This window comes from Winogradskyella sp. PC D3.3, from assembly GCF_054366245.1.
In genome coordinates this window covers 526,542-540,541 of record NZ_CM135962.1, presented here as the reverse complement: position 1 = coordinate 540,541, position 14,000 = coordinate 526,542, and the positions used below count along the sequence as shown (strand labels likewise).

The 14,000-nt window shown below is 36.5% G+C and carries 8 protein-coding genes; 1 reads left to right on the top strand and 7 read right to left on the bottom strand.

The features are described from left to right. Positions 1-12: 12 nt before the first annotated feature. Positions 13-6,309, bottom strand: coding sequence for a GEVED domain-containing protein (locus ACXGSQ_RS02335; protein ID WP_458628041.1), 6,297 nt, complete (start codon positions 6,307-6,309; stop codon positions 13-15). 266 nt (positions 6,310-6,575) lie between these two features. Between ACXGSQ_RS02335 and ACXGSQ_RS02330 the strand changes: the two genes are divergently transcribed. Further along, positions 6,576-7,046, top strand: a complete 471-nt coding sequence (locus ACXGSQ_RS02330) for a regulatory protein RecX (protein ID WP_458628040.1) — start codon at positions 6,576-6,578, stop codon at positions 7,044-7,046. A 381-nt stretch (positions 7,047-7,427) separates the two neighbouring features. Here ACXGSQ_RS02330 and ACXGSQ_RS02325 read toward each other — a convergent pair whose 3' ends face one another. The 6 genes from ACXGSQ_RS02325 to ACXGSQ_RS02300 form a co-directional block, all read right to left on the bottom strand. Then, positions 7,428-7,913, bottom strand: a complete 486-nt coding sequence (locus tag ACXGSQ_RS02325) for a DUF6646 family protein (RefSeq protein WP_458628039.1) — start codon at positions 7,911-7,913, stop codon at positions 7,428-7,430. 60 nt (positions 7,914-7,973) lie between these two features. Further along, positions 7,974-8,834: a cupin-like domain-containing protein gene (locus ACXGSQ_RS02320; protein WP_458628038.1), complete on the bottom strand. Its 861-nt coding sequence runs from the start codon at positions 8,832-8,834 to the stop codon at positions 7,974-7,976. Between the two features lie 183 nt (positions 8,835-9,017). Then, positions 9,018-9,485, bottom strand: coding sequence for a hypothetical protein (locus ACXGSQ_RS02315; RefSeq protein WP_458628037.1), 468 nt, complete (start codon positions 9,483-9,485; stop codon positions 9,018-9,020). A 21-nt stretch (positions 9,486-9,506) separates the two neighbouring features. Beyond that, complete coding sequence (locus ACXGSQ_RS02310) at positions 9,507-10,940, bottom strand: flotillin family protein (protein WP_334465932.1); 1,434 nt, start codon at positions 10,938-10,940, stop codon at positions 9,507-9,509. Between the two features lie 25 nt (positions 10,941-10,965). Beyond that, positions 10,966-11,607: a hypothetical protein gene (locus ACXGSQ_RS02305; protein WP_458628036.1), complete on the bottom strand. Its 642-nt coding sequence runs from the start codon at positions 11,605-11,607 to the stop codon at positions 10,966-10,968. Positions 11,608-12,114: 507 nt separating this feature from the next. Next, positions 12,115-13,947 carry a TonB-dependent receptor plug domain-containing protein gene (locus tag ACXGSQ_RS02300; RefSeq protein WP_458628035.1) on the bottom strand — a complete coding sequence of 611 codons (1,833 nt, stop codon included), beginning with the start codon at positions 13,945-13,947 and terminating at the stop codon, positions 12,115-12,117. Between the last annotated feature and the right edge of the window lie 53 nt (positions 13,948-14,000).

The window sequence follows — 14,000 nt, the reverse complement described above, 5'->3', positions numbered from 1 at the left end:
AAGGTTTTGTATTTAGTGGCGTTTGATTGCTTTTTTACTTATCACCTGTCCATTAGATAAGGTGACCTTAGCAATATAAGCTGCCTGACTTAATTTAGATAAGTTGTAAACTTCAATAGCATTATGGCCTTGTAAGCTATAAATGAGGCGTCCTGTAACATCTATAATAGCGACATGCTTTATGGTATGTGTGTTTCCAACTTTGATTTCAACATTACCATTTTGTAATTCTGTAATCTTTACTTCATTAGCGTCAACTATGTTGTCGTCTATTGAAAGTAATATTGTTGGTGTAAACACAATTTCAAAACGGTCCTTAAATTCCCCTGTTTCTGAGGTAAAGGTGTAGTCTGAATCTTTAAGGTTGTGTGTTGTGTTTAACAATTTGTCATTAATGTAAATAGGGTTGTCGCTCATAAAATCACCTTCAAATTGATATATTGAAATGCGATAAATAGTCGGTGCTGTAATAGAGGTGTTGAAACCGAGCGGAATCACTTCATCAAGCGTTAAGCTATTTGGGTTTTTACCTTGAATGGCAAACTTTTTAGTTACATCTTCGTCAATTAAAGAATATATAATGGTATTAGTTTCCGTAGATAAATTTCTTTGTGTATCGTAATACATGCCATCATCTTCGTCTGTTGCTCCATTAACATAAGCTACTAAGATTTGATTAAAGGCTCCGTTGTCGGTCTCTAAATTCAACCATAGCTTATTTGGTGTAGCCGTGTTAGTTGATCTAAAAAATTGATTATTGTTTGCTGTGACACGCATACTATTGTTAAATAGAATCGTTGTTTGTTTAATATCTCCACTTACTACAGTTGCTGGAGATGCATTGTCCATGGCTATAAAAAAGGCTTGTCCTGATGGGATATATCTTGTTGGCATTAGGCCATCACCTCCCATGGTTTGCCCAGATCCATTGATTATTGCATAATCACTTTGGGCATAGTTTAAGTTCTCATTACCATTGGTTGCTCCATCGGCGTCAGTATTGTGTGACCAGAAGAAAATAGCTCCATTAGTAGCACCAATATTTTGACCAATACTTGCATTTTCAGCTAGAAACAAATCGGCACTAATTGCAGATGGATATGGGTTACCAATAAGATTCCAGTTATTGTCATTTAGTTCTGAATCATTTCTGTAAATAGGAATATTGTATACACCGTTATTAAATGGCCCTTCAAAGACATAGTCGATTTGTGTTGGGAAAAGGGCAAAGCTATTTTGTGTTGCGGCGTAACCAACTCCGGGCTCCATTATTGTTGTTCCATTTTCATATACCCAATCATTAGCGTCATCATCAATATCATCTTGTCCTGCAACTGTTGTATTATCATTGTTCGTTTCAGTTGTAGCATCTAAATAGTTTTGCCCACTATACGAATAGATTCTACCTGGGTTAGCTTCTGCCAATCCATTACTGATTTGTTCCCCAGAAACAGGGGAGCTCCAATAGGTGTATTCGTGGCGTGATGCTAGCATTGCCGTCTTTTTTATGACTTGTATTTTAGTTCTATCTGTTAAGACATTACCCGAAGTTGTTCCTGCATCATTAATTTGTACAAATGATCCATATGGCTTTAGGGTTAATTTACCATCTACAATAAGATTGTTTTCTGCTAAAACATAGGTGTTGTCATTGATAATTAATTCGTTATCTATTGTAATTGTACAACTACAGGCTTCAAAACTTGTTTGTGCACCACCTAGACCTGTATCGTAATCCCCATCGATTATTACAAATTTATTTGATGCAGGAGCTGTAGACCAGGTTGTACCGTCCCAAACTGCAGTGATTGCTTCTAATTTTACAGCGTTACTAGCTTTGTAACAAGTAGCGACGTCTTCTCTAACTTGACAATAGAATTGATAATCTAGATATGATAATGGATTTATAATATCTAAGATGGCTGTTGTTACATTATCAAAATCTGCATTATTTGGTACAGCCACAAATGTTGCCGTTCCTGGTTCTAAATAAAACCATTGATAAGTTAGACCTAAACCAGATGGGACTCCTTCAGTTGCAATTACTGATATTTGAATTGAGTTAGTACAATTAAATACAGGTGGAGCTAAAACTGATACCGTAGGCGGTGTAGCCAACGCAAAGTCATAAACGCCAAAATCACTATAATCTGAGTCACTACAGGTGATCCAGTCTGTAATATCCCAATCTGCAAGGTCAAAAGTTGTAGTTGGTAACATACTAGCGGTATTTAGTCTGCTAAAATTAATACCGTTATCACCAGCACCTAGACCATTAGCCCAATTGTCGCTGCCAAAAACTCCAAAAACGTCTATTGAGGTCGACGTCGTATGGTTGTATAATTCTATTAAATCTGAACTATTATTATCAAAGTTAATCCCACTTGCCGTATCAAATGCTTGGTGAGGTAAGCTGCCGTCTAAACCTGCGGCAGAAAAGTCGCATGAAGATGTACCAATACTGATTACATGAACGCCTCCCGAAACAACGGTTCCTGTTAAATTTAAAGTAGAAGATGGAGATCCATTTCCATTATTAAAAACTCGGATGCTATAATTACTTAGGTTGACTGTTGAAGCAGTTCCGTTAAATATTTCAACTAAAGATGAACTTCCAGTCGTAGCATCAGATATTTGACTTATAAACAAATCGGTTGGAGGCGTTGAAGCCGATGTTGTTTCACAACTTGTGATATCATCATTTAACACTGTAAAGGCATTTGCAGAAGAACATCCTGTTGAAAACAATACGGTAATATCTCCGCTGGTAGCGCCAGCAGGTAATAAAACCACTAATTCTGATGCTGATGCTGTTACTGTTGTCATTGCTAAGCCATTTATAGATGCAATGGCACCGGTTAGGTTATTAGCAGATGTAATTGTAATCTCTGTGTTTTCTGGGCCTTCGGTTGGCCAAATTGAGCTCGTTAATACGGTACTACAAACTGCTGAGCCTTCAATATCGAATATATATGGGTCTTCGTCACTATCTGAATTTTCAATACTTACTTTAGCCTTACGCACTCCGTCTGAAGTTGGGTTAAACTCTATTCTGAACTCTGAGTTAGATCCAGAACTAATAGAGGTGCTAGGTTGTAAGGTTACTATAAAATCACTAGCATGTGTACCAATTATTTCAACTTTTGGTGTCCCTGTTAAATTTAAAGCAGTTGCACCAATGTTTTCGATAATATAGCTTTTTTCAGGACCTGTAGATCCAACATCTGTAGAAGCGTATAGTGTATTGTTTAAACCGTAAGGTGCATTAAATCCGTTTGCTATAGAGATGTTATTTCCTTTAACATTGATTTCTGCATTTACAGGTTGTTGTATGTTAATTGTGTAATCTTCAACTTCACCATCAAAAGTTGTTTGGCAAGGTGTTGAAGGCGTTGATCCAAATTTCGTTGAAATACGCATTCTTGTTGCGGCAATAACGGCATTAGATGGCACTTCAATAGATAATGGGCTTCCGTCTGTAGATCCATCTACCACATCGTATGCATTACCTAGTTCGTAAACTTCGTTTGCATCAGAAAAGTCACCATCATTGTTCCAATCTATCCATGCCCGAGTTACGGTTGTATAGGTGCCACCAGTATTTACTCTAACGTCTAAATTATAAGTTTGCCCTATAGTTACTGTTGTTGATATTGCTGTGAAATCCGTATAATCATTATCAATATTTGGTGAAGTATTATCAATAGTGTTGAATTTTACATTATTGATTAATGTTAACCAACCATCACTTCCATTTCCATAAGAATCACAATAGGTTAAAGACGGAGTTGCACAAACTTCAATACCTGTTGTCCATGTCGTACCTCGTCTAATAAATATTTTAAAGCAATAATTGGTACCGTTGGTTAAACCCGTTATTGATTTACTAGAGGTGCTTGATGTAGTTTCATAAACCAATTGATTTGGTGTAGTGTAAACATCATTGTCATTTCCGGTATAAGCAGAACCGTCACCCGATGGTGTAAACGTAACACCACCTTGGTTAGCCACAATAATTAACTGATCCCAACATGCTGTAGGTAGTGGGTTATTCCAGTTTAAGTTGACTTGATTTGTTAATGGTGTTGCTGTTAGGTTGGTTATATCGCCTTGTGCTAAACCATTTGTTACCGTACTTCCTGTAGTACCACCATTAGCCCATCCTGTTAATGTTTCACCAACATAAGCGTAAACTGTAAATGAATAGTTGTTGTCTTCAATTAAGCCCGTTATTGTTGCTGTAGTTGCCGTTCCTTTGTACACCACACGTCCTAAAGAGGCTGGTGTTACCGATGTTGCTGCTGCAAAGTTAGTGTTAGCTGTATAGGTGTTGGCATCTGTTTTTGTTCCTGTTGGGTCTGTGCCTCCATCTCTTGCAAATACCATATAGCCTGTTGGAGTTACACCAGAAGCTGGTGCATCCCAATTTAAAGTCACACTTGTATCTTCAAAACAGCCTTGAATATTTCTTACGTTGTTTGGTGCTTCATTGGTTAAATTTAACGTTGCGGCATTAGATGTTGTTGCTCCACAAATATTGGTTAAAATACAACGGTATTGATTGTCATCCATTGAAGCCGAGGTAACACCTGTTGTATAAGTATCCGTTGTTGCACCTGTTCCTCCTGAAACATTTGTCCAAGTAGCACCACCATTCGTAGATACTTGCCATTGGTAAGTATCCGTATCGCTAGAGCTTACCGAGAAGGTCGCGGTGTCTGGTATCACTTCGGTTTGGTTGGTTGGCTGTGTTAAGGTTGGTACTCCATTTTCTATAATTACGGCGTAGCTTAGATTACCATCTGACCAACATGTGCCTGCTGTATCATAGGCTCTTACATAGTAAGTGCCCGTTGTTGTTACTGTATATGTTCCGGTAGCATTATCCGTTGTAGCTGTGCCTGTAGGGCTAGTTTGCCAATAGTTTGTGGTGCCTGGTGCGGCAGTACCTGTGTACGTTAGGTCTGTAGAGGTACATGCTGGCGTGGTGCCTGTAATGCTTCCTGTTGGGTCTGCTGGTGCTGAGCAGAGGCATGCGTCACCAGATAATATGATATCGTCAACATAATAATAATCACTTGCGTCAGCATAATGATCTGAAAAACGAACTCTAATTTGTGTTTCTGTTGGTGGTATATTAACTATGTATGGGTTTGCTTGAACTGGATTTCTTGTCACTGAACCTGTAGAATTGATATTTAAATCATAATCAGATGTACCATCGATTAATTTGGTTCTTGTATAAGTACTCCCCCCATCATATGAGATTTCTAAATACAAGTCGTCCCCTGAATCTACATTAGTGGCGGCATAAGCAACAGAAAGCGTCACGTTTGTATATCCTGTGAGAGAAACATTGTCCAATTCAATAGACTCATTATCATTCATCTCATAAGACATAGTGCCATTGTATTTATTGAAATCATTTTCCAACTGACCTGTGCCAGAATAACCCCAATCGTCCCCAGTTTCAAAAGAAAGCGTCTTAAAAGCTCCTGAGGTTCCATCATCATCATTTACGCTTAAAATCGTTTCATTTACAGTTCCAACACTAGCGCTTGATCCTCCACTTACATTTTGTATTTTAAAAGTGTAATCTGTATCATCTCCACAACTTCCATTATTTGTAATTGGAATTGAAACACATTGTGACACAGAACTGCCTGAAGCAAAAGTAATAGCTTGTGAAGTGAAACTTAAATGCGGAGAACTAGATGAGGTTAAAACAACATTAGCTGTAGTTGGTGTAGCACTTGGATTGGTGATATCTACACATAAATTTATAGAACTACCTCCTTCACTTGTAGAATAAGTTGTTGAAGCGAAATTTAATTCTGTATCCGCTGAAGCTGATTCGTAGGTAACTTCAAAATTATCAACATAAATTCTATTACTACTACTAGTATCTCTTTGGAAAAACTCAACATCAGTTGCAGCTGAAAGCCCACTCATTGTATATATTGTTGATGTACTTAAATTAGAAACAAAAGATCCGTCAACATTATATCCTGCAGGTCCTGTTGTTCCAGATGCATTCACTATAACTTCTGTTATTATAACACCATTTAAAGGTGTAATTATAATAGACCCACCTTTTGTTCCATTTTGATACAATCTTAATTGTCCAGAGTTAATAGTAGGTGTTGCAGTACCACTATTTTTTGCAGTTGTAAAACCTATATTACTATCTAAAGCTCCAGATGTTGTTGCTCCTGAAGCAGAAAAATCATAAGTTACTGTTGTTTGCCCATAACCAGACAAGCTAAAACATAAGAATGCTATAAAAACGAGGGAGTAGTTTTTTATCATAGGGTACAAGGGATATCTAGATTTAATTAATGCTGACCAAAGATATATTAAAATCACTGTGAGTCAGTGTCTTGCAAAGTAGGAATTTATTAACAAATAGTTAAGTTTTCTCTCAGGTTCTCTTTTAAATTCATAAAAAACCGATTAAGTGTAAATCGTAGGAAAGGGATGGCTTTGTAGGGCTGTTGTTTTATGGCTTTATATTCTGCTTTATTTATAGTTTTTAAACCGTTATTTTTTATTAATCTATTGTATTTTTGGACTAGATGGATAGCAATAAAACATATACTGTAAAGGAAGCGCAAAAAAAGCTAGAACATTATTGTGCCTACCAAGAGCGTTGCCATAAAGAGGTACGCCAAAAGCTCCGCGATATGCATATGATTCCTGAAGCTATTGATGTTATTATGGTGCATCTTATTGAACATAATTTTTTGAACGAAGAACGCTTTGCTAAAACCTTTGTTAGTGGGAAATTTAGAATTAAGAAATGGGGTAAAAACCGTTTGCTGCGCGAGTTGAAATTTAGAGATATTTCTAAGTATAGTATTGATGTGGCGCTAAAAGAGATTGACTTGGATGACTATTATAACACCTTAGACGATTTGGTGCAAAAACGGATTGCTCAAGTTAAGGAACCTAATGTGTTTAAGAAGAAGAAAAAGGTGGCGGATTATTTGTTGTATCGTGGTTGGGAATCGGCTTTGGTTTATGAGAAACTGAATGCGTATTTGTAGTTGTTGATTCTTGTGGTTTTCTGGAGATGTTTGGGGATTTTTGTTATTTATTTGGGTTCCCTCAGATTTTTGTTTGATTTATTAGGGTTCCCGCAGATTTTGGAGATGTTCGCAGATTTTATTTTTTTATTAGGGGTCTTGTGGGTTTCTGAAGATGTTTGGGGATTTTTGTTTGATTTATTAGGGTTTCCACAGATTTTTTGGGATGTTCGCAGATTTTGTTTTTTTATTAGGGTCTTGTGGGTTTTTGGGGATGTTGTTTTTTTATGTCTTTTTTATGGATTTATTAGGAAATATAAAGGTCTTACTGGATTGGTTTAATACAATAAAAAAGCCTTTTCAAATTAATGAAAAGGCTTTTTTATATGTGTTAATCCGTTCTTATAAATTAAACGTCATACCAATGTTTAATGCAAATTGGTTGTGTATATCTATTACGTCATCTGTGTCATATTTGGCTAAAGGAAAGTTGGCTTCTGTATAAACACCAAAACCTTCAGAAAAGAAATAACGTGCACCAACATGGCCACCAAAGTTTTTAAGGCTAAGGTTTAACCCAGGATAAAAATCAAAGTTTTCATCAATGTTAATAACGTTACCAAGGTTAGCGTTAAAACGCGCTTTTAAATCGAAACGATCTCCAAAATCAAGATCTTCAATCCAACTAGCACCTCCTAAAGCATAAGAAGAGGATACCCCAACAGAGATGTTTTCACCTAAACCGTGATCGAAGCTTACATTAATTCCTGTCGCGCTATCTTGAATATTAGCACCTACTTGAAATTTTTGATCTCCTTTACCTTCAAAGGCTTGGGCGTTACCAAAACTAAAAGCTAATAAAGCGACTACTAATACAATGTTTTTCATGTTTTTAATTTTAAAAATAGGGCTCAAATATACAAATAGTATTTTATTAATGTCAGAAAATTAAATATAACGGTTGGTATTGGTAACGGCCTTTTTGTTCTTCCAATCAATCCACTTTTGGCCCTTTAGACGTCGCATGAGGTTATCGTAATTTCGCATGATAAACACATTGTAAATGGCTTTGCTTAGGTTTTTGGGATTTCGGGCAATAGCTCTTAGACTCATTGAAAAACCTGGAGTAAGATAACGCATATAATGCCAATAACCTTCTGGCATGTATAAAACTTCACCATGATTTAAATTGCAGACCCAACCGTTCGCTTTTGCTAGGCCTGGCCATTTTTTTAAATCAGGATTAGCAAAGTCGATATCTTCTCTTGTTATTAAAGCATGTGGAACTTTATACAAGTATTTGTTTTGCTTTTGATCGAATAAGATGCATTGTTTTTTGCCTTCAAAGTGAAAATGAAAGATATTCGCCAAATCGATATCGTAATGCATAAAGGTGTAAGAGTCGCGTCCACCAAAGAATAGCATGGGTAGCTTTTTCATTAGTCGAAGTCCAAAATCAGGAAATTTGAAATCCTTTTGTAGTTGTGGGACTTCTTTTAAAATATTCCATAAAAAAATGCGATATCGCGTTGGTTCGCGTTGTAGTAGATCTACATAATCGTTCATTTTCATTGTGGCATGTGCTTGGTTGAAGCCCTCTTTGTAATCTACGGGTCTGTCGTCGTAAAGCGGAACGGTTTTATCACCAGCAATGGTTTTGATGTAGTCTAAGCTCCATTTGGAATAGGCTGGCCAATCTTCAATACACTGTTCTATTACCACAGGTTTTTGTGGTTTGAAGTAGTTGTTTATAAAATCTTCCTTAGTGATGGTTTTAACACGTGGAATATCTTGAAGATTGAGTTTCAAATGTTAGAAAATTTTAGGAGTCAAAGTTACGAAAAGTTAGGTTAAGTTAAGTGCTTGTTGAAAGGGGATAAAGATTGGTTTTTGCTATAATTTTGATTTTGACGGTTTTTTGTCTTAAAATTATTTGCATTGGGCTGGTTTTCTTATGCCTTAAAAATCACTTGAACTGACCTTTGTTTTAGATTATAGCCATTTTGTTTCGCGTGAGGTGGCATCTAAAACATCAATATTTAAGGCATTAGCCATTTGTTTAGCAATTTTAAACGCGTCATCTGTATTATCGCAAACATAAACTTCGATCTTCTTGTTGGTATTGTAAAACAAATTGACCTTTACAACAGTGTTTGTAACATTTGTACTTGCGGTAGACACCCAAACTCTTGTGGTTTGAGTTGTTTTAAAAACCGACACATATTCTATTTCAGGGAATGCTTTCCATTGTCCGTATGATATGCCAAAGAGACTGATTATGTTACGGTATTTCTTATTTTGTAAATCTATTTCGATACCATCAGATTTAAGGAAGTAAAACCCTAATGCAATGCCTATAATACCTATGATATTTCCGGTTATAGCAGTAATGCCTCCAATTAAAATAAGACCAGTACCATAAATTAACTTTGCCGTTGGTACTGGTCTTTTATGAACCATATTATTCAAAATGATGCGTGTTTATTTTTTGCTAGAAGGTTCAATCTTAGCATCATCTGCTTCAATCTCTTTTTTGTCTTTTCCTTTTAGATATTCAGGTAAATCCATACCAGCCATATTAAACATTTCTTGTAATGGCGGTACTGATTTGTACATGCCAGACAGGAAGTTTGCGGTTGATGATTTTCCGTCTTCACCACTGCTGCCATTGTCCCAAACAGTTACTTTGTCTATTTTAATATTTTTGATCGCATCGGCTTGTGTTTTTACAAGTTCTGGCAATTTATCTGCAATTAATAATAATACAGCATCTCTACTATTATTGCCAGCAGCTTTTACAATTTGCTCCATACCAGCAGCTTGTTTAGTTAAGATTTCAAACTGACCTTGTGCTTCTGCTTGTGCTTTAAAGAGTATAGCATCGGCTTCACCTTTTGCGCGTCTTCTAATGCGTTCTGCTTCGGCTTCAGCATCAATTTCAACTTTGCGTTTATCAATTTCTGCAGGTACAATAACATCAGCCATTTGAGAAGAACGCTCACGCTCTGCTCTCGCTGTTTCTGCTTCTTGTTCTGCAGCATAAGATTCTTGCAATGCTTTTGCGCTTTGGACTTTCTCTGATGCAATTGCTACACGTTCTGCTTCTGCTTCACGTTGACGACGTAAGGAGTCTGAATTTGCAACGGCAATTTTTGCGGTGTTTTCACCTTCTACGGCTTGCGCGTTAGCCGCAGCAACTTGAGTTCTTTCGTCTTGTACTGCATTGGCTTCACCAATAGATCCATCTCTGGTTTTCTCTGCAACCGATTTACGTGCAGCGTTAATAGCGTGAGCTGCAGCTTCTTTACCAAGGGCTTCAATATAACCCGACTCATCAACGATATCTGTAATGTTTACGTTGATGAGTTTTAAACCTACTTTCTTTAATTCTGATTCTACAGATTGCGAAATGTTAGTTAAGAATTTGTCTCTGTCATTATTAATTTCCTCAATATCCATTGAAGCAACCACTAAACGTAACTGGCCAAAAATAATCTCTTGAGCCAATTCTTGAATTTCATTTTGTCCTAAGCCTAATAAACGCTCTGCTGCGTTTTGCATAATACCTGGTTCGGTAGATACACCAATAGTAAAACGCGATGGTACGTTAACACGAATGTTTTGTTTAGATAAGGCGTTAACCAAATTTACTTCGATAGAAATAGGTGTTAATTCTAAAAATTCATAATCTTGAATGACAGGAATGATAAAAGCCGCTCCACCATGGATACATTTGGCAGATTGACCACCTCCAACTTTTCCGTAAACCACTAAAATTCTATCTGAAGGACAGCGTTTGTAGCGTTTTATTAAGATAATTAGTGTTACTACTATAAATAGTGCTACAAAAATGAGAAGCATTGGTCCGCCAAGACTTTCGGGGTTAAAATTTTCTTGAATGGTTAGTAAATACATAGTTTATAAATTTGAAGAATTAGTTTTATTTTGAAATTTTCTTTTGAGTAGCATTACTCAATAAGGGGTCTTTTATGTGTTTTGAGGGTTCAATAGGTTTCCGTGTTTGGTCGACGATGAGAATGCCGTTAGAAGTAACATCGACAACTTTTATAATAGTGCCTGTATTTAATTGGGTTAATGAATCGGTAAGGGCATCTAATTCGCGCATGGTACCTTGTACACTTACGGTTACTTTTCCCATTTTAGAGCGCTCTGCTCCAATAGTTAGATAGACTTCGCCAACGGCATCGAGCGCATTTTTATAATTTAAAGTACCACTATCTGAAAGTTTGCTAATAAAATAAAATAGTGAAGCCATAATTACCATCATTAACAATCCGCAAATCACCGAAATAATTATAGTTAGTGGTGTAGAAAGTCCGGCGTCTATACATGCAATACCACTCCAGCCAAATATGGTAAAAAAGCCCACAAGGTTTTTAAAGGATATAAATTGAAAACCAGCTCCATCAGCATCAATATCGGAGTCTAGGTCGCCAATATCATCGGCATCTCCTCCTGTAAAAGCCATAATCATAACTATAGAGAAAATGAGTGAGCCAATGATAGCCACTAACCAATACATTTTGGATAGAAATTCTAAATTTGAAAACCATTCTGCCATAAGATGCTGTTTAAATTTGAGTTACTAAATATACGACCATTGTAAGATTATACAATCTTTTTTGAAAGTAAGTCGCACCAAATTTAACCAGCAGACAGACGTTTTAAGTCTTAGTTTTTAGCCACGTTTGAATTTTAGTAATTCAAGCTTGGTATTATGATTGTATTATGATGGTTATTGCAAGTACGGTCGTTTCTATACTTTGGGGTCTCAATATAGTTTTGAGATTTAGACCACTTTCAATATATAAGTAGTACTTGAAGGAATTTTGTTACAAGATTTTTGAAAAATATTTTGTTGGTGATTGCTAGGTGGTTTTTATTTCCCGCAGATTTTTTAAGATTTTCGCGGATTTTGATTTGTGGTTGTTGTTGAATTGTGAATATAACACTCCTATTGAGCTACGCTCGGTATCTTCAATGAAAGTCTACTTTTATTCGCAACAGTGAGACTGTCCCCTTGAGGGGACTTTAGGGGTGTTTTTTATATTCAAATAAATTTCTTCTTTCAAAGGAATTTGTAGCGCAAGCCAAACAACACATTACTCGGTGGCATTGGTGTAAAGCCAGATTCAATATAATCGGCATCAAAAATGTTGCTTGCTGTTACGGATAATTCCATCTGGTTCAATTTCATAATTATTGAAGCGTCCCAAACATTATAGGTTTGTCCTGTGGTGCGTTCGGCATATTTGTAAACGATACTTTGACTAAGGTTTTTAAACAATTGCGTGCTTAGTCTAGTGGTGTAATGGTGTTTTAAGGTGTTTAAGGCATAACGCGATAGTTCTTCGTTTTGCTCTAAAATATCATCTTCTAAATAAGCATAGCCAAAAGCTAAGGTTTGGTTAAAGCTATTCATTTCAAAATTATAAGCCACATCAATTTCGAGCCCTTTGGTATTGACTTCTGCAATGTTGGTTGCAGTAAAAATTTCTTCAATGGTGTTTGGTCTTATAAAATCAATCAAGTTTTTGGCATCGCGATTAAAAACAGATAGACTTGCTCTAATTTTTTGAGAGTTATATTTAATACCCATTTCTTGAGCAAAGGCTTTTTCAGGTTCTAAATTTTCGTTGCCGTTGGTTCTTGGATCGCTGTAATATAAATCGGTATAGGTCGGAATTCTATAGGTAAATCCAATGTTTCCGTAGGCTTTAAGGTTGTTGGTGATGTCAAATCCGACATCTAATCCTGGGAATCCGTTAAATTTAAAATCCGAAAAATAGGTGACGGCAACACCAGGCGTAATGTCTAAACGGTTATCTATAAACTGAAAACGATGCTCTAAAAATACAGTGGTCATAAAACGGTTGCGATTACCTAAGTTATTACTTTTTAAATAGGTTTTAGAGAGGTCTATCCCAAAGCCTGTAACTCCTAATTTAGAGGTGTATGCCGCATTGGCCTCGGCTCCAATTTTGTTAGACAGGTGGAAATTTCTGAAGAATTCAGGTTCAAAACGTTTTAGAAGGAACATATCTTGGTTGCGTTTCCAATAGATACGTGGTTGAATTTTTAGTTTTTCAGATTGAAATTTTGTGGTGAAGGCGATTAAGCTGTTTTGGGTTTCTTCGTATTCATTATAAGCAGAATTAGTGGTGTAAAAGTTTTCGGCACCAAACTTACGTTCAGAAAATGTGGCAATCATTTCGATAGCTTGGGCGTTTTTATTGAAGACACTTTTTAGGAAATAATTAGAATTGTCATAATCTGAATTGTTCCGGTAGCCTTCAGAGGTCATTTTGCCCACATGAAGGATGTGTGTTGAGTTTTCTAATTCATTACCAACAGTTACAGAACCATTAAGTTGACCAAAGGAACCGGTTTCAATATTGGCAGACACGGCATTGTCTAAACTCGATTTCGTTACAATATTAATAGCTCCTGTAAAGGCGTTTTGACCAAAAACACGTGCTGCAGGTCCTTTTATGACTTCTATGCGTTGAATGACTTCAAGCGGAAGCGCAGCATTTAAGGTGTGATGTCCTGTTTGCGCATCGTCCATTTTAATGCCATCAATTAATAACAATGTTTGATCGAAACCACCACCTCTAATAAATAAATCGGCCTGACTTCCTCCGGTGCCACGACGTCTAATATCGACACCTGCGATTTGCTGTAATACATCTGAAATGGTTACCGCCGCACTACTTTTAATATCTGCTGCGGTGATAATGTTTATGGTTCTGGAATTGTCCTTGAAGGGTAAATCAATACGTGTTGAAGTGATGATTACTTCGTTTAAAGAATCGGTTTTGATTATTAGTTCTTCTTCTTGAGCGTTTAGTTTAAAAAACGCGATTACTATGAATATAAAAAGTAAGACTGTATTTTTCATCTGTTTGAGTTTTGCAATTGTTGCTATTGCATCATTTAATTTTAACGCTGCAA